General features: G+C 72.9%; 17 protein-coding genes. 11 read left to right on the forward strand and 6 right to left on the reverse strand.

Features of this window, described 5'->3' with window-relative positions; translation table 11 throughout:
- Positions 1-8: 8 nt before the first annotated feature.
- Positions 9-857 carry a ZIP family metal transporter gene (locus HB370_RS10505; protein WP_030791184.1) on the reverse strand — a complete coding sequence of 283 codons (849 nt, stop codon included), beginning with the start codon at positions 855-857 and terminating at the stop codon, positions 9-11.
- An 82-nt stretch (positions 858-939) separates the two neighbouring features.
- On the opposite strand from HB370_RS10505, the gene cobM reads away from it, so the two are divergent.
- Genes cobM through cobC form a run of 6 tightly spaced genes read left to right on the forward strand, consistent with a single transcriptional unit; the run spans position 940 to position 7,254 of the window.
- Positions 940-1,758, forward strand: coding sequence for a precorrin-4 C(11)-methyltransferase (cobM, locus tag HB370_RS10510; protein WP_030791188.1), 819 nt, complete (start codon positions 940-942; stop codon positions 1,756-1,758).
- Complete coding sequence (locus HB370_RS10515; RefSeq protein ID WP_030791190.1) at positions 1,755-2,990, forward strand: bifunctional cobalt-precorrin-7 (C(5))-methyltransferase/cobalt-precorrin-6B (C(15))-methyltransferase; 1,236 nt, start codon at positions 1,755-1,757, stop codon at positions 2,988-2,990. The genes cobM and HB370_RS10515 overlap by 4 nt, the downstream gene beginning before the upstream one ends.
- Positions 2,987-4,666, forward strand: coding sequence for a precorrin-3B C(17)-methyltransferase (cobJ, locus tag HB370_RS10520; RefSeq protein WP_030791191.1), 1,680 nt, complete (start codon positions 2,987-2,989; stop codon positions 4,664-4,666). Before HB370_RS10515 ends, cobJ begins: the two co-directional genes overlap by 4 nt.
- Complete coding sequence (locus HB370_RS10525) at positions 4,663-5,253, forward strand: precorrin-8X methylmutase (RefSeq protein WP_030791193.1); 591 nt, start codon at positions 4,663-4,665, stop codon at positions 5,251-5,253. The genes cobJ and HB370_RS10525 overlap by 4 nt, the downstream gene beginning before the upstream one ends.
- Complete coding sequence (locus HB370_RS10530; RefSeq protein ID WP_030791196.1) at positions 5,250-6,167, forward strand: sirohydrochlorin chelatase; 918 nt, start codon at positions 5,250-5,252, stop codon at positions 6,165-6,167. The genes HB370_RS10525 and HB370_RS10530 overlap by 4 nt, the downstream gene beginning before the upstream one ends.
- The gene (gene cobC / locus HB370_RS10535) at positions 6,157-7,254 is read left to right on the forward strand and encodes an Rv2231c family pyridoxal phosphate-dependent protein CobC (protein WP_051816106.1); all 1,098 of its coding nucleotides are present in this window, start codon (positions 6,157-6,159) and stop codon (positions 7,252-7,254) included. The genes HB370_RS10530 and cobC overlap by 11 nt, the downstream gene beginning before the upstream one ends.
- 77 nt (positions 7,255-7,331) lie before the next feature.
- On the opposite strand, the gene HB370_RS10540 is transcribed toward cobC, so the two are convergent.
- The 5 genes from HB370_RS10540 to HB370_RS10560 form a co-directional block, all read right to left on the reverse strand.
- Positions 7,332-8,240 carry an SCO1860 family LAETG-anchored protein gene (locus HB370_RS10540; protein WP_030791202.1) on the reverse strand — a complete coding sequence of 303 codons (909 nt, stop codon included), beginning with the start codon at positions 8,238-8,240 and terminating at the stop codon, positions 7,332-7,334.
- 134 nt (positions 8,241-8,374) lie between these two features.
- Positions 8,375-9,466 carry an amidohydrolase family protein gene (locus tag HB370_RS10545; RefSeq protein WP_030791205.1) on the reverse strand — a complete coding sequence of 364 codons (1,092 nt, stop codon included), beginning with the start codon at positions 9,464-9,466 and terminating at the stop codon, positions 8,375-8,377.
- Between the two features lie 18 nt (positions 9,467-9,484).
- Positions 9,485-10,279: an amino acid ABC transporter ATP-binding protein gene (locus tag HB370_RS10550; protein WP_030791208.1), complete on the reverse strand. Its 795-nt coding sequence runs from the start codon at positions 10,277-10,279 to the stop codon at positions 9,485-9,487.
- Complete coding sequence (locus tag HB370_RS10555) at positions 10,276-11,109, reverse strand: amino acid ABC transporter permease (protein ID WP_030791210.1); 834 nt, start codon at positions 11,107-11,109, stop codon at positions 10,276-10,278. The genes HB370_RS10550 and HB370_RS10555 overlap by 4 nt, the downstream gene beginning before the upstream one ends.
- On the reverse strand, positions 11,106-11,954 hold the full coding sequence (locus tag HB370_RS10560) for a basic amino acid ABC transporter substrate-binding protein (protein ID WP_030791212.1): 849 nt from the start codon (positions 11,952-11,954) through the stop codon (positions 11,106-11,108). Before HB370_RS10560 ends, HB370_RS10555 begins: the two co-directional genes overlap by 4 nt.
- Positions 11,955-12,092: 138 nt before the next feature.
- Here HB370_RS10560 and HB370_RS10565 point away from each other — a divergent pair, with 138 nt between their 5' ends.
- From HB370_RS10565 to thpD, 5 genes are all read left to right on the forward strand, one after another.
- Positions 12,093-13,193, forward strand: a complete 1,101-nt coding sequence (locus HB370_RS10565; RefSeq protein ID WP_030791215.1) for an aminotransferase class V-fold PLP-dependent enzyme — start codon at positions 12,093-12,095, stop codon at positions 13,191-13,193.
- Positions 13,194-13,517: 324 nt separating this feature from the next.
- Positions 13,518-14,036: a diaminobutyrate acetyltransferase gene (gene ectA / locus HB370_RS10570; protein ID WP_030791217.1), complete on the forward strand. Its 519-nt coding sequence runs from the start codon at positions 13,518-13,520 to the stop codon at positions 14,034-14,036.
- A 13-nt stretch (positions 14,037-14,049) separates the two neighbouring features.
- Positions 14,050-15,321 carry a diaminobutyrate--2-oxoglutarate transaminase gene (gene ectB / locus HB370_RS10575; protein ID WP_167512960.1) on the forward strand — a complete coding sequence of 424 codons (1,272 nt, stop codon included), beginning with the start codon at positions 14,050-14,052 and terminating at the stop codon, positions 15,319-15,321.
- Between the two features lie 99 nt (positions 15,322-15,420).
- The gene (locus tag HB370_RS10580) at positions 15,421-15,825 is read left to right on the forward strand and encodes an ectoine synthase (protein WP_030617739.1); all 405 of its coding nucleotides are present in this window, start codon (positions 15,421-15,423) and stop codon (positions 15,823-15,825) included.
- A 6-nt stretch (positions 15,826-15,831) separates the two neighbouring features.
- The gene (thpD, locus tag HB370_RS10585) at positions 15,832-16,725 is read left to right on the forward strand and encodes an ectoine hydroxylase (protein WP_030792084.1); all 894 of its coding nucleotides are present in this window, start codon (positions 15,832-15,834) and stop codon (positions 16,723-16,725) included.
- The last annotated feature ends 34 nt before the right edge of the window (positions 16,726-16,759 follow it).

The following is a 16,759-nucleotide window of genomic DNA, read 5'->3' on the forward strand; positions in this document are numbered from 1 at the left end:
CGGCCCCGTCACCCGCTGACGCCCACCACCAGCCATATGAACGCGACACCCGCGACCGTGCACAGCAGGGTGGAGCGGGCGGGGTGGGCGTGGTGGGCCTCGGGGAGGATCTCGGCGGCGGCGAGGTAGAGCAGGGCGCCGCCGAACAGGCCGAGATAGCCCCCGAGGACGTCCTCGGGAATGGTGAGGAACGCGGACGCGGCGGCTCCGGCGACGGGTGCGACGGCGTCCGCGAAGAGCATGGCGAGGGCCTTGCGGCGGGCGTTGCCGTACAGGCGGGTGAGGGTGAAGGTGTTGAAGCCGTCCGCGAAGTCGTGGGCGATGACGGCGAGCGCGACCGCGGTGCCCATGCCGCCGCCCACCTGGAAGGACGCGCCGATCGCCACGCCGTCCATCAGGCTGTGCCCCACCATGGCGGCCGCCGCGGTCAGTCCCACCTCGGGGCTGCGGTGGCGGTGCTCGGCCGCGTCGTGCTCGGCCGCGTCGTGCTCGGCCGCGTCGTGCTCGGCCGCGTCGTGGTCGGCCGCCGCGTGCCGGGCCGCGTCGTGGTCGGCCGCCCCGTGCCGGACCGCCGTGTGTTCGACCGCCCCGTGCGCGGCGCGGCGGGCCGCCAGCAGGCGTTCCACCAGATGGGCGAGGAGGAAGCCGGCCACGAACAGCAGCAGCGCGGCCGGGACGCCGTGGATCTCGTGGTCCGCCGCCCGCAGGGCCTCGGGCAGCAGGTCCAGGCCGACCACGCCGAGCATCAGCCCGCCGGCCAGGCCCAGCACCAGATGGCGACGGTCGGTCACGCGCTGTGCCGTCCAGCCGCCGGCCAGCGTCATCAGGAACGCGCCGAGCGCGACGAAGACCGCCATACGCCCTTGCTATCGGATCGACCCGGGTTCCCGCACGTCCGACGGCAGTCCCCGCAGTACTCGTAGGAGAGGACCGATTTCCATGGCCGATGCCACCACCGGCAAGGTGACCTTCGTCGGTGCCGGCCCCGGCGCCGCCGACCTGCTGACGTTCAGGGCCGCGCGGGCCATCGCCGAGGCCGACGTCGTGATCTGGGCCGCGAGCCTGGTCCAGGCGGAGGTCCTCGACCACGCGCGCGAGGGCGCCGAGATCCTGGACTCGGCGGCCATGTCGCTGGAGGACGTCGTCGCGGTGTACCGACGTGCGTTCGAGGAGGGGCTGAAGGTCGCCCGGATCCACTCCGGCGACCCGGCGCTGTGGGGCGGCACGCAGGAGCAGCTGGACCGCTGCCGGGAGATCGGCATCGCGACCGAGGTCGTGCCGGGCGTGTCGTCGTTCTCCGCGGTGGCCGCGCTGGCGCAGCGGGAGCTGACGATCCCGGAGGTCGCGCAGTCCGTGGTGCTGACCCGGCTGGGCGGCGGCAAGACGCCGATGCCGCCCGGCGAGGAGGTGCGCGAGTTCGCCCGGCACGGCACCACCATGGCCGTGTTCCTGTCGGCGGCGCGCAGCGGGCAGCTGGTGCGGGAGCTGCTGGAGGGCGGCTACCCGACGTCCACCCCGGTCGTGGTGGCGTACCAGGCGACCTGGCCGGAGGAGCTGGTCGTGAAGTGCACGATCGGCACGCTGGAGGAGACGGTCAAGGAGCACAAGCTCTGGAAGCACACGCTGTTCCTGGTCGGTCCGGCGCTGGACGCGTCCGGCACCCGCTCGCACCTGTACCACCCGGGGCACTTCCACGGCTACCGCAAGGCCGACCCCGAGGCGCGGCGGGCGCTGCGGGAGCAGAGGGCGAAGAGTTGATCACGGTCGTCGGTACGGGGACCGGGACGCCGGCTGATCCGGACCTGCTCGCCGGGGCCGCGCTGGTGGTCGGCGGGCGGCGGCACCTGGACGCCGTGGCGCTGCCCGAGGGCGCGGAGCGGGTGGTGCTCGGGCCGCTGGCGCCCGCGCTGGACACCGTCGCGGAGTACGTCGGCAAGGAGCTGCCGGTGGTGGTGCTGGCCTCCGGGGACCCGGGGTTCTTCGGGATCGTGCGGGCGCTGGCGGAGCGGTTCGGTGCCGGGCTGCTGGACGTGCGGCCGGGGGTGTCCTCGGTGGCGACGGCGTTCGCCCGGATCGGGCTGCCCTGGGACGACGCGGTGGTGGTGAGCGCGCACGGCCGGGAGCTGCGGACGGCGGTGAACGTGTGCCGGGCGCGGCCGAAGGTGGCGGTGCTGACCGGGCCGGGGGCCGGTCCGGCCGAGCTGGGGGCGGCGCTGCCCGGGGACCGGGTGCTGGTGGTGGCGAGCGCCCTCGGTGATCCGGAGCGGGAGCGCGTGGAGCGGGTGACGGCGGCCGAGGCGGCGGCGCGGGACTGGGGTGCGGCGGTGAGCGTGGTGCTGTGCCTGGACGAGGCGCGGGCGCTCGGTGCGGTGCGGACGGTCGCGGGGGTGCCCGCGGCTCCGGAGCGGTGGGCGCTTCAGGAGGACGCGTTCGCGCACCGGGACTCGATGATCACGAAGTTCGAGGTGCGGGCGCTGGCCCTGGCCCGGCTGGGGCCGCGCCTGGGCGATCTGGTGTGGGACGTGGGGGCCGGGTCGGGGTCGGTCGCGGTGGAGTGCGCGCGGCTCGGCGCGGCCGTCGTCGCCGTGGAGAAGGCGGCCGACGGGGTCGGGCGGATCCGGGCCAACGCGCGCGCCCACGGCGTCGAGGTGGACGTGGTGCACGGTGCGGCGCCGGCGGCCCTGGCGGGGCTGGCGGACGATCCGGACGCGGTGTTCGTCGGCGGCGGGGGCCGGGAGCTGCCGGAGGTGGTCGCCGCGTGTGCGCGGCGGGCGCGGCGGACGGTGGTCGTGGCGATGGCCGCGCTGGACCGGGTGCCGGCGGCGCGCGCGGCGCTGACGGAGGCCGGGTTCGTCTGCGACGGGGTGCTGTTGCAGTCGTCGCGGCTCGCGCCGCTGCCGGGGGACGTGACCCGGCTGGCGGCCACCAATCCGGTGTTTTTGCTGTGGGGCGTGAGAACCCCGGTGTCTAGTGAAGGAGTTGACCAGTGATCGGCCTGATTTCCGCCACCGCGGCGGGGGCGGCGGCGCGGGACCGGCTGGCCGCGGCCTGGCCGGACCGTACGCGGGTGTACGAGGGTCCCGTCAAGGAGGCGGTGCGGGCCGCGTTCGCCGAGTGCGAGCAGCTGGTGTGCTTCCTGGCGACGGGCGCGGTGGTGCGGCTGCTGGCACCGCTGCTGGCCGGCAAGGCGGCCGACCCGGGTGTGGTGTGTGTGGACGAGGGCGGCCGGTTCGCGGTGTCGCTGCTCGGCGGGCACGGCGGCGGCGCCAATGAACTGGCCCGCGAGGTGGGCGCGTTGCTGGGTGCGGAGCCGGTGGTGACGACCGCGACGGACGCGGTGGGGCTGCCGGGTCTGGACACGCTGGGGCTGCCGTACGAGGGTGCGGTGGCGGCGGTGTCGCGGGCGCTGCTGGACGGGGAGCCGGTCGCGCTGGCGGCGGAGGTGGCGTGGCCGCTGCCGCCGCTGCCGTTCGCGGACGAGGGGGCGTACACGGTCCGGGTCACCGACCGGGACGCCGTACCGGGTGAGCGGGAGGTGCTGCTGCGCCCGCCGTCGCTGGTGGTCGGGGTCGGCGCGTCCAGGGGCGCGCCGGCCGAGGAGGTCCTCGCCCTGGTGGAGGGGGCGCTGCGGGAGGCGGGGCTGACGGCGCGGTCGGTCGGTGAGCTGGCCACCGTGGACGCCAAGGCCGGGGAGCCGGGCATCGTGGCCGCCGCCGAGCGGCTCGGGGTGCCCCTGGTGACGTACTCCGCCGAGGAGTTGGCGGGTGTGGAGGTGCCGAACCCGTCCGCCGCGCCACTGGCCGCGGTCGGCACACCGTCGGTCGCCGAGGCCGCCGCCCTGCTGCGCGGTGGTGAACTCCTGGTGCCGAAGCGGAAGTCGGCGATGGCGACCTGTGCGGTGGTACGGCGGCCGGCGCGCGGGCGGCTCGCGGTGGTCGGACTCGGGCCGGGCGCCCGGGACCTGCTCACCCCGCGTGCGGCGGCGGAGCTGCGGCGGGCCTCGGTGGTGGTGGGTCTGGACCAGTACGTGGACCAGATCCGGGATCTGCTGCGGCCGGGGACCCGGGTGCTGGAGTCGGGGCTCGGCGCGGAGGAGGAGCGGGCGCGGACGGCGGTCGCCCAGGCCCGCGCGGGGCACGCGGTGGCGCTGATCGGCAGCGGGGACGCTGGGGTGTACGCCATGGCGTCCCCGGCGCTCGCGGAGGCGTCGGACGACATCGACGTGGTCGGGGTGCCGGGGGTGACGGCGGCGCTGGCCGCCGGGGCGATCCTGGGCGCGCCGCTGGGCCACGACCACGTGTCGATCAGCCTGTCCGACCTGCACACGCCGTGGGAAGTCATCGAGCGGCGGGTGCGGGCGGCGGCCGAGGCGGACCTGGTCGTCACCTTCTACAACCCGCGTTCCCGGGGCCGGGACTGGCAGTTGCCCAAGGCGCTGGCGATCCTCGCCGGGCACCGGGAGCCGGCGACGCCGGTCGGTGTCGTGCGCAACGCGTCCCGGCCGGACGAGTCGAGCCGGGTCACCACGCTGGCCGCGCTGGATCCGGCGAGCGTCGACATGATGACGGTGGTCACCGTCGGCAACACGGCGACCCGGATCGTCGCGGGGCGCATGGTGACCCCGCGCGGCTACCGCTGGCAGGCATCGCGGGAGGAGCCGAAGTGAACCGTGTCGTCCATCCGATCGAGCAGGAGTCCTACCGGCGGCTGCGCGCCCGCCTGGACACCTCGCACTTCCCGCCGCTGACCCGGGCGGTGGTGGAGCGGGTCATCCACTCCGCCGCCGACCTCGAGTACGCGACCGATCTCGTCATGGACGAGGGCGAGTTGGTGACGGCGCACGCCGCGCTGCACGCCGGGGCGCCGGTGGTCGTGGACGTGGAGATGGTGGCCGCCGGGATCACCCGGCGCGAGACCGTCTGCCGGCTGAGGGACGCCGTGGCCGGGCCGGGGCTGACCCGGTCGGCACACGCGATCCGGCTCGCGTACGAGCAGGTCGGTCCCGGGGCCCTCTGGGTGATCGGCAACGCGCCGACCGCGCTGGAGGAGCTGCTGACCCTGAACGCCGACCCGGCCCTGGTCATCGGGCTGCCCGTCGGTTTCGTCGGCGCGGTCGAGTCCAAGGCCGCGCTGCGGGAGAGCGGACTGCCCGCCGTGAGCAACGTGTCCGAGAAGGGCGGGTCGGCGGTCGCGTCCGCCGCGCTCAACGCCCTGCTGTACCACCCCGTTCCAGACTCCGAGGAGACCTCGTGACCACCCCGCCCGCCCTGCTCATCGCCGGACACGGCACCCGTGACGACGCCGGTGCCGAGGCGTTCCGCGACTTCGTCCGGGAACTGGGGCGCCGCCACCCCGAGCTGCCCGTCGCGGGCGGCTTCATCGAACTGTCCCCGCCGCCGCTCGGCGAGGCCGTCGCCGAACTGGTCGAGCGGGGCGTGCGCCGGTTCGCGGCGGTGCCGCTCATGCTGGTGTCGGCCGGGCACGCCAAGGGTGACATCCCGGCCGCGCTGGCCCGCGAGAAGGAGCGGCACCCGGGCATCTCCTACACCTACGGCCGCCCGCTGGGCCCGCACCCGGCGCTGCTGAGCGTGCTGGAGCGGCGGCTGGAAGAGGTGCTGGACGGCGCGGACCGCTCGGAGGTGACCGTGCTGCTGGTCGGGCGCGGCTCCACCGACCCCGACGCCAACGCGGAGGTATTCAAGGCGGCGCGGCTGCTGTGGGAGGGCCGCGGGTACGCCGGGGTGGAGACGGCGTTCGTGTCGCTGGCGGCGCCGGACGTGCCCAGCGGCCTGGACCGGTGCGCGGCGCTGGGCGCGCGGCGGATCGTGGTCCTGCCGTACTTCCTGTTCACCGGCATCCTGCCGGACCGGGTGCGGCAGCAGACCGAGGACTGGGCGGCGGCGCACCCGGAGCTGGACGTGCGGTCGGCCGATGTCATCGGGCCCGAGCCGGAGCTGCTGGACCTGGTGATGGAGCGGTACGAGGAGGCCGTCAAGGGCGATCTGCGGATGAACTGCGACTCGTGCGTGTACCGGATCGCGCTGCCGGGGTTCGAGGACAAGGTGGGGCTGCCGCAGCAGCCGCACTTCCACCCGGACGACGACGGCCACCACCACGGCCACGGGCACCACCATCACGGGGGCCACTCGCACAGCCATGCGCACTGAGCCGAGCGGCGTCCCGGGGCCCGATCTGCGGCATCACGGGGACGCCGAGGTCCGGGACGACGGGGCCGGCCTGGTGGACCTCGCCGTCAACGTCCGGGCGGACACGCCCCCGCGGTGGCTGCGGGAGGAGATCGCCGGTTCGCTGTCGTCCCTCGCGGCCTACCCGGACGGGCGGGCCGCGCGGGCGGCGGTGGCCGCGCGGCACGGGCTGCCGGTGGAGCGGGTGCTGCTGACGGCGGGGGCCGCGGAGGCGTTCGTGCTGCTGGCCCGCGCGCTGAAGGTGCGCCGGCCGGTGGTCGTGCATCCGCAGTTCACGGAGCCGGAGGCGGCGCTGCGGGACGCCGGGCACAGCGTGGACCGGGTGCTGCTGCGGGAGCGGGACGGGTTCCGCCTGGATCCGTCGGCGGTCCCGGAGGACGCCGACCTGGTGGTGATCGGCAACCCCACCAATCCGACGTCGGTGCTGCACCCGGCGGGGACGGTCGCCGGCCTCGCCCGCCCCGGCCGGACGCTGGTGGTGGACGAGGCGTTCATGGACGCGGTGCCGGGCGAGCGGGAGGCCCTGGCCGGCCGCACCGACGTCCCCGGCCTCGTCGTCCTGCGCAGCCTGACCAAGACCTGGGGCCTGGCCGGCCTGCGCATCGGCTACGTCCTGGCTCCCCCGGAGATCATCGCCGAACTGGAGCGGGCCCAGCCCCTGTGGCCGGTCTCCACCCCGGCGCTGGCCGCGGCGCGGGCGTGTGTGACGCCCCGGGCGCTGGCCGAGGCGGGTCACGCGGCCCACCGCATCGCCGGCGACCGGGCGCACCTGGTGGCCGGCCTGACCGCGCTCGCCGCCCACGGGGTACGGGTGGTGGGGCCGGCGCGGGGCCCCTTCGTCCTGGTGCGCGTCCCGGAAGCGGCCGAGGTCCGCCACCGCCTGCGCGACCTCGGCTACGCGGTCCGCCGGGGCGATACGTTCCCGGGCCTGGACCAGGACTGGATCCGTCTGGCCGTACGCGACCGCACGACGGCGGACGGCTTCCTGAAGGCCCTGTCGGCCGTGCTCGGCGCGCCGGTCTCCCCGCCCCGTGAGGCCGCTCCCTGACCGGGGGCGGCGCACCGGGCGGGGAGCGGCGCGGGGGCCGTCGGAGGTCCCGGCGGCCGGCCGGGCCTTCGGGGCCGTCAGCGCTTCCTGCGCCGGGCCAGGGTCAGCGCTCCCCCGCCCGCCAGCAGCAACGCCAGCGCGCCGCCCGCGATGTACGGGGTTGCCGGACTGCCGCCGGTTTCCGCGAGGTTGGCCTCCGACGGGGCGCCCTGGGGGCGGGGGCCGGCGGCCGGGTCGTGGCTGGGGACCGGCTTGGCGGTGGGCGGGGCCGTCGGGGACTCGCAGGTGGCCTCGGCCAGGGTGACCGTGCCCTCGACCTCGGCGACGCCCAGCTTCAGGGGGTTGACGGAGACCTTGAGTCCGAGGGCGGTCGCGGCGGCCGTGCGGGTCGTCGTGGTGTGCCGGGACAGGTCGAGGCGGACCTCGCCGACGCCGGGCACCTTCACCTCGACGGGGGCGCCGGCGGTCAGGGTGACGCGCTTGCCGAGGACGGTGACGGCGCCGAGGACGTTCGCGGTGGCGGTGGGCGCCTTGCCGACCGCGCAGGTGGCCCTCGCGGTGACCGCGTCGGCCTCGATCACGGACAGCAGGGGCAGCCCGGGGACGTGCAGCCGGGCGTGGGCGACCCGGACCGAGCCCTCGGCGCGCCGGGCGGTGACCGTGGCCTTCGACTCGGCGACGTCGGCGCCGAGCACGGTGAACGGTTTGCCGCCGTCGACGCCGTCGAGCCGGACGGACAGCGTCGTGCGGTCCGCGCTGCGCGGTGCCCGGACCTCGTTGAAGGAGACCGCGAGCGGGACGTTCACGGTCCTGTTCAGGAGAGACACATCGAGCCCGGTGCGCAGCACGACGGCGGAGGCGCGGCCGTGGCCGGTGGCCGCGTGCGCGGTGCCCGCGCCCAGGACCACGGGTGCCGCGGTGAGGACGGCGGCCGTCACGAGGGCGGCCGGACGGCGTGCGGGCATGCGGAAGTTGTTGCTGTTCAAGGCGGTGGGACCCCCAGAGGAAACGTGCTTGGGACCCGTCAACCTTGTCCCCGGTACGGGTGAACGGTCAGCGTTCCAGGGCTACTTCACCCGAACGTGAATACCCCGCACGGTGATTCGAATCGGGGGCGCGGCTACGCGATGACCCGCCCGTTCAGCACCACCCGGCGCGGACCCGCCAGCACCCGTACGTCGGCCCGGGGATCGGCCTCGTACACCACCAGGTCGGCGGGGGCGCCCTCGTCCAGTCCGGGCCGGCCGAGCCAGGCGCGGGCACCCCAGGTGGTCGCGGACAGGGCGGCGAGGGGCGGGATGCCGGCGGCGACCAGCTCGGCGACCTCCTCGGCGACCAGGCCGTGGGCCAGCGAGCCGCCGGCGTCCGTGCCGACGTAGACCGGGATGCCGGCGTCGTAGGCGCCGCGCACGGTGTCGTAGCGCCGCTCGTGCAGCCGGCGCATATGGGCGGACCAGCGGGGGAACTTCTGCTCGCCGCCCTCGGCGAGCCGCGGGAAGGTGGCGATGTTGACCAGGGTGGGAACGATGGCGACGCCCCGCTCGGCGAACAGCGGGATCAGGTCCTCGCTGAGCCCGGTCGCGTGCTCGACGCAGTCGATGCCCGCCTCGACCAGGTCGCGCAGCGAGCTTTCCGCGAAGCAGTGCGCGGTGACGCGGGCGCCGAGCCGGTGGGCCTCGGCGATGGCCGCTTCCACCGCCTCGCGGGGCCAGCAGGGGGCGAGGTCGCCGAGGTCGCGGTCGATCCAGTCGCCGACCAGCTTGACCCAGCCGTCGCCGCGCCGGGCCTCCTGGGCGACGTAGGCGACGAGGTCGTCCGGTTCGATCTCCCAGGCGTAGTTGCGGATGTAGCGGCGGGTGCGGGCGATGTGCCGGCCCGCCCGGATGATCTTCGGCAGGTCGGCGCGGTCGTCGATCCAGCGGGTGTCGGAGGGCGAGCCGGCGTCCCGGACCAGCAGGGTGCCCGCGTCCCGGTCGGTGAGCGCCTGCTTCTCGGCGGTCTCGGCGTCGACCGGGCCGTGCGCGTCCAGGCCCACGTGGCAGTGCGCGTCGACCAGGCCGGGCAGGGCCCAGCCGGTGACGGTGCGCACGTCGCGGGCGCCGGCGGGGCGGTCGTAGGAGATCCGGCCCCCGACCACCCACAGCTCGTCCCGGACGTCGTCCGGACCGGCCAGGACGCGCCCCTTCACGTGCAGCACAGCGCCATCGCTCATGCACCGCACCCTAACGGCCTACGGCTCGGACTTCCCCACCTGGTCGGAGGTCTCCTCCTCCACGTCGGCCATCGCCGGGTCGAGCAGGCGGGAGAGGAAGTGCCGGGTGCGCTCGTGCCGCGGGTTTCCGATGACCTGGTCCGGGCTGCCGTCCTCGACGATCACTCCGCCGTCCATGAAGACGACCCGGTCGGCGACCTCGCGGGCGAAGGTCATCTCGTGGGTGACGACCATCATGGTCATGCCCTCCCGGGCGAGCATGCGCATGACGGCGAGGACGTCGCCGACCAGCTCGGGGTCGAGCGCGGAGGTCGGCTCGTCGAAGAGCATCACCTCGGGGCCCATGGCGAGCGCGCGGGCGATGGCGACGCGCTGCTGCTGGCCGCCGGAGAGGGAGGCCGGATAGGCGTCCGCCTTCTCGGCGAGGCCGACCCGGGCCAGGTTCTCGGCGGCGGTCCGCGCGGCGGTCGCCTTGTCCCGACGGAGGACCCGGCGCTGGGGCAGTGTGAGGTTCTCGGTGACGTTCAGGTGCGGGAAGAGGTTGAACTGCTGGAATACCATGCCGATGCGGCGGCGCACGGCGTCGATGTCGACGTCCGGGTCGGTCACCTCGGTGCCGCCGACGAAGACCTGGCCCTTGGTGGGCTCCTCCAGCAGGTTCACACAGCGCAGCAGCGTCGACTTGCCGGACCCGGAGGGGCCGATGACACAGACGACCTCGCCCTGGCGGATCTCCAGGTCGATGCCGCGCAGCACCTCGTTGTCGCCGAAGGACTTGTGCAGCCCGCGGACTTCGATCTCCGGACGGCTCACCGGATCGCCTCCTGGGCCTTGGTCTCCATACGGCGTACGACGAAGCTGAGCGGGATGGTGACCAGCAGGTAGCACAGGCCCGCGACCAGGATCGGTGTGGAGTTGGCGGTCGTACTGGCCAGGTCCCGGCCGAACTTGGACAGTTCGCGTTCCTCCAGGGTGACGCCGAGGAACAGCACCAGCGAGGAGTCCTTGAACAGCAGGACGAGTTCGTTGGTCAGCGGCGGCAGGATGATCCGGAACGCCTGCGGGATGATGATCGAGATCATGGCCTTCGCCGGCGAGAAGCCGAGCGAACGGGCCGCCTCCATCTGTCCCTTGGGCACGGCCTGGATGCCGGCGCGGATGGTCTCGGCCATGTAGGCGGCGGAGACCAGGCCGAGCGCGAGGGCGACCTTGCCGTAGGTGCCGCCGGGGATCTCCGTGCCGGGGAAGGCGAGGGGCACGGCCACGCCGACGAAGATGAAGATCAGCAGGGCGGGCAGGCCGCGGAAGATCTCGATGTAGACGCCCGCCAGCCAGCGGTAGGGGCCCACGGAGGACAGCCGCATCAGCGCGATGACCATGCCGAGGACCAGCCCGACCACGAAGCCGGACAGCGTGTACAGCACGGTGTTCTTCAGCGCCAGCGTGATGACGTCCGGGAACATCTGCTTGGCGATGTCGGCCTGGGCGAACTGGTTCTGCAGCCGGTCCCAGTCGGCCGTGGCCGCGAAGGCGATCACGGCGGCGGCGAAGACGGCGTACTGGACGCCCCGCGACAGGGTGCGCTTCTGCCGCCGGGTCAGTCCCTTCTTCTTGGGCTGGAGGGGTGTGTCCGTGTCGGTCATGAGGCGGCGGGAGACGCGACGGAGGCGTCGTACGGGCCGATCCACTTCTCGTAGATCTTCTTGTAGGTGCCGTCGGCCTTGGCCTGCTTGAGCGCCTTGTTGATGGCGTTGCGCAGCGCCGTGTTGCCCTTCTTGACGGTGAAGCCGTACTGCTCGCCGGTCTTGAGGTTGTCGACGACCTTGAACTTGTCGGCGTTGGCCTTGTCCTTCAGCCAGCCCTGGACCACCGGGTAGTCGATGACGACGGCCTTGACCTGACCGGTGCGCAGACCGTTGAGGACCGCGTCGGAGGACTCGAAGGAGACCGGGTCGTAGCCCTTCTCCTTGACGTAGTCCTCGCCGGTGGTCTGCGCCTGGGCACCCAGCTTCTTGCCCTTGGCCTTGACGTCGGCGAGCGAGGTGATCCCGCTGTCCTTGTCGACGAGGACGGCCTGGGTGGCCTCGAAGTACGGGTCGGAGAAGTCGACGTTCTTCTTGCGCTCGTCGGTGATGGTCATGCCGGCGGCGGCCAGGTCGCACTCCCCGGAGTTCAGGAAGGCGCCGGTCTTGAAGTTCTCGAAGGGCGTGTCGCGGATGTTCTGCTCGACGCCGAGGTCCTTGGCGACGAGGTCGATCAGGGCGACGTCGAAGCCCTGCACCTTGCCGTCGACCTCCGACTGGAACGGCGGGTACGGAAGGTGGGTGCAGGTGGTCAGCTGCCCCGCCTTGGCCAGGTGGACGCCCTTGACGGTGGTCTTGCCGCTCCCCCCGCCGTCGTCCGAGGAGCAGCCGGCCACGAGCGCGAGCCCGGCCGTCACGGTGATGGCTGCCAGAGCGCGGGTCCGGCGTCCGAGGAGCGTTGTCATGGGGGGAATCTCCCGGTAGGGAACGTTGGGTTCCGATTATAAGGAAAAGTTTGACCCTCTCAAACCAAACCCATGGTAACGGGGCCGTTGCACCTAAGATCGGGGGAATCGACTTCCCGTTTGAAGAGAGAGCACGCCGTGAGCCACCCCTTCCTCGATCTGCCCCCGCTGAGTGCCGAGCGCTTCGCCGCCATCGAGGACGGCGTGGCCCGGCTGCTGGACACCCGGCAGGACGTCCTGATCACCCAGGGCGAGGCGCTGCTGCCGCTGGAGGGCGCGATCCGCGCGGCGGCCGGGCCGGGCACGGTGGCCCTGAACGTGATCACCGGTCCGTACGGCCAGACCTTCGGCGACTGGCTGCGGGACGCCGGCGCCACCGTGCACGACCTCGCCGTCCCCTTCCACACGGCGGTGACCGCCGGGCAGATCCGGGAGGCGTTCGCCGAGCACCCGGAGATCGACTTCGTGTCGCTGGTGCACGCGGAGGCGGCTACCGGCAACACCAACCCGGTCGCGGAGATCGGCGAGGCGGTACGGGAGCAGGGCGCCCTCTTCTATCTGGACGCGGTGGCCTCCGTGGGCGCGGAGCCGGTGCTGCCCGACGCCTGGGGCGTGGACCTGTGCGTGATCGGGGCGCAGAAGGCGATGGGCGGCCCGGCGGGGGTGTCGGCGATCTCGGTGAGCGAGCGGGCGTGGGCCCGGATGGCCGCCAACCCCGGCGCCCCGCGCCGCTCCTACCTGTCCCTGCTGGACTGGAAGGAGCGCTGGATCGACGCGGGCCGCAAGGCGCTGCCGCACGCGCCGGCCCAGTTGGAGATGCTGGCGCTCCAGGCGTGCCTGGAGCGGATCGAGTCGGAGGGGCTGGAGACGGTGATGGCCCGGCACCGCGGCGCGGCGCGGGCCGCGCGGGCCGGCGCGGTGGCGCTGGGCGGGGGCCTCGAGCCGTATGTGTACGAGGAGCGGGACGCGGCGCCGGTCGCGACGACGCTGCGGGTGCCGTCCGGTGCGGTGGCCTCGCAGGTGGTGGCGCGGGCCCTCGCGAGCGATCCGGCGCTGCCGCTGGCGGCCGGCGGCGGAGCACTGGCCAAGGAGATGATCCGGGTCAACCACTACGGCCGGGACGCGACGCCGGGTGCGGTGCAGGGCTCGCTGGCGGCGCTGGGCGCGGCGCTCGCGGAGCAGGGCCTGACGGTCGATCCGGCCGCCGCCCGCCGGGCCGCGGAGGACGCCTGGCGCTGAGCGCCGTTCGCTGTTCCCGGGGGCCGCGCTCCCGGGAACTTTTTTATGCCCGGACGTTATCGAAACCCACTCCATTTCATTTTCACAATTCCCGCCGATTCGCCGGACGATAGCTTCCCATCTTCTTCTGCCCGGTTTTTGCAGAGCTAAACGACCGAGTTTTCCGGCGGATTTCCCCGGCATTTCGGGCTGTGACACACTCCACAACGGGTGAGCTTTGTACCGATTTTCCTGGGTGTATTACGGACATATCTTCCGTCGGCCGAGGTGACACCGCTCCGGCTCCCGTGCACTTTCGAATTCACCTCGCTAAATTCGTGCCGCATGACCGCCGCACCCGCAGACCTGCTCATCGAAAGTCCGGCGACCAGCGACGGAGCCGCGCTCTGGCGCATCGCCAAGGAATCGAAAACCCTCGATCTGAACTCCTCCTACAGCTATCTGCTGTGGTGCCGGGACTTCGCCGGCACCTCGGTGGTGGCCCGTGGTGCGGACGGGGAACCGGTCGGCTTCGTCACCGGTTACCTGCGGCCCGGCCGCCCCCGCACCCTGCTCGTCTGGCAGGTGGCCGTCGACGCCGCCCACCGGGGCTGCGGCATCGCCGCCAGGCTGCTGGACGGGCTGACCCGGCGCCTCGTCGCCGAGCGCGGCATCACCGAGCTGGAGACCACCATCACCCCCGGCAACACCGCCTCCGAGCGCCTGTTCACCTCGTTCGCCGAGCGGCACGGCGCACGGGTCAGCCGCGAGGTGCTGTTCGGCGCCGACCTGTTCCCGGGCGGCTCGCACGATCCCGAAGTCCTCTACCGCATCGGCCCGTTGACCGAGTCCACCGCCCACTGAGGAGCGAATCACCGTGACCATCACCCAGCCCGACCTGAGCGTGTTCGAAACCCTCGAATCCGAGGTGCGCAGCTACTGCCGCGGCTGGCCCACCGTCTTCGACCGGGCCCAGGGCAGCCGGATGTACGACGAGGACGGCCACGCCTACCTGGACTTCTTCGCCGGCGCCGGATCACTCAACTACGGCCACAACAACCCGGTACTGAAACGGGCGCTGCTCGACTACCTGGAACGGGACGGCGTCACCCACGGCCTGGACATGTCGACCACGGCCAAGCGGACCTTCCTGCGCACCTTCCAGGACCTGGTGCTGCGCCCGCGGGACCTGCCGTACAAGGTGATGTTCCCCGGGCCGACGGGCACCAACGCGGTGGAGTCCGCGCTGAAGCTGGCGCGGAAGGTGAAGGGACGCGAGGCGGTCGTGTCGTTCACCAACGCCTTCCACGGCATGTCGCTGGGCTCGCTCGCGGTCACCGGCAACGCCTTCAAACGGGCCGGCGCCGGCATCCCGCTGGTGCACGGCACGCCGATGCCGTTCGACAACTACTTCGACGGCACGGTCCCGGACTTCCTGTGGTTCGAACGCCTCCTTGAGGACCAGGGCTCGGGGCTGGACAAGCCCGCCGCCGTGATCGTGGAGACCGTGCAGGGTGAGGGCGGCATCAACGTGGCCCGGCCCGAATGGCTGCGCGCGCTGAAGGAGCTGTGCGAGCGGCAGGACATGCTGCTCATCGTCGACGACATCCAGATGGGCTGCGGCCGTACCGGCGCCTTCTTCTCCTTCGAGGAGGCCGGCATCACCCCGGACATCGTCACCGTGTCCAAGTCGATCAGCGGCTACGGCCTGCCCATGGCACTCACCCTGTTCCGGCCCGAGCTGGACGTGTGGGAGCCCGGCGAGCACAACGGCACCTTCCGCGGCAACAACCCCGCCTTCGTCACCGCCACCGCCGCCCTGGAGACGTACTGGACCGACGGCTCGGCCATGGAGAAGCAGACCCGCGCCCGCGGTGAGCAGGTCGAGCGGGCGCTGATCTCCATCACCGAGGAGAACCTCGCCGCCGTCAAGGAGTACCGCGGGCGCGGGCTCGTATGGGGTCTGGAGTTCCACGCGAAGGACCGGGCCGCGCGGGTCGCCCGGCGCGCCTTCGAACTGGGGCTGCTGATCGAGACGTCCGGCCCCCAGGGCGAGGTCGTCAAGCTGCTGCCCGCGCTCACCGTGACCCCCGAGGAACTGGACGAGGGCCTGAGCGTCCTCGCCCGCTCCGTCCGCGAGACCGCGTGAGGACCGACCGCTCACAGACCGCTTAGAGAACGCCCAGAGAGCGCCTGGGACCGTCCGCGAACCGCCTGGCAAGGCCGGGCAAGGAGGAAGAGCACCACCGTGATCGTCCGATCGTTCAAGGAGATCGAGGGCACCGACCGCCATGTGAAGGCGGCGTCGGGCACCTGGGAGAGCAAGCGGATCGTCCTCGCGAAGGAGCGGGTCGGCTTCTCCCTGCACGAAACGATTCTGTACGCCGGGACGGAGACGTCGATGTGGTACGCCAACCACATCGAGGCCGTCGTCTGCACCCGGGGTGAGGCGGAACTCACCGACCACGAGACCGGTACGACGTACACCATCACGCCCGGCACCATGTACCTCCTCGACGGGCACGAGCGGCACACGCTGCGCGTCAAGGAGGACTTCCACTGCATCTGCGTGTTCAACCCGCCGGTCACCGGCCGGGAGGACCACGACGAGAACGGCGTCTACCCCCTGCTCACCGAGCCCGAGGAGGTGTGAGAACCCATGACCACCGCCACCGTGAAGGATCTCTACCCGACCCGCGGCACCGCCGAGGTGACCGTCCCCCGCCAGGACCCCGTCGTCTGGGGCGCCCCGGACACCCCGGGCCCGATCACGACCACCGACCTCCAGCGTTACGAGCGGGACGGCTTCCTCGCCGTCGACCAGCTGATCACGCCGGACGAGGTCGCCCTCTACAAGCGGGAGCTGGACCGGCTGGTCTCCGACCCGGACGTCCGCGCCGACGAACGCTCCATCGTGGAGCCGAAGTCGAAGGAGATCCGCTCGGTCTTCGAGGTGCACCGGATCAGCGAGGTGTTCGCGAACCTGGTGCGCGATCCGCGCGTGGTGGGCCGCGCCCGCCAGATCCTCGGCTCGGACGTGTACGTCCACCAGTCCCGGATCAACGTCAAGCCGGGCTTCGGCGCCAGCGGCTTCTACTGGCACTCGGACTTCGAGACCTGGCACGCCGAGGACGGCCTGCCCAACATGCGGACGGTGTCCGTCTCGATCGCACTGACCGAGAACCTCGACACCAACGGCGGCCTGATGATCATGCCGGGCTCGCACAAGACGTTCCTGGGCTGCGCCGGTGCCACGCCGAAGGACAACTACAAGAAGTCCCTCCAGATGCAGGACGCGGGCACCCCGTCCGACGAGGCGCTGACCGCCCTAGCGAGCGAGCACGGCATCCGCCTGTTCACCGGCAAGGCCGGCTCGGCGACCTGGTTCGACTGCAACTGCATGCACGGCTCGGGCGACAACATCACCCCGTACCCGCGCAGCAACGTCTTCATCGTGTTCAACAGCGTGGAGAACACGGCGGTGGAACCCTTCGCGGCCCCGGTGCGCCGCCCGGAGTTCATCGGGGCGCGGGACTTCACACCGGTCCGGTGAGTCCGTCCGCGAGGGCCTCCGCGCACCGGCCGGA

Origin of the sequence: Streptomyces sp. DSM 40868, assembly GCF_011820545.1 — a bacterium.
Taxonomy (GTDB): domain Bacteria; phylum Actinomycetota; class Actinomycetes; order Streptomycetales; family Streptomycetaceae; genus Streptomyces; species Streptomyces eurythermus.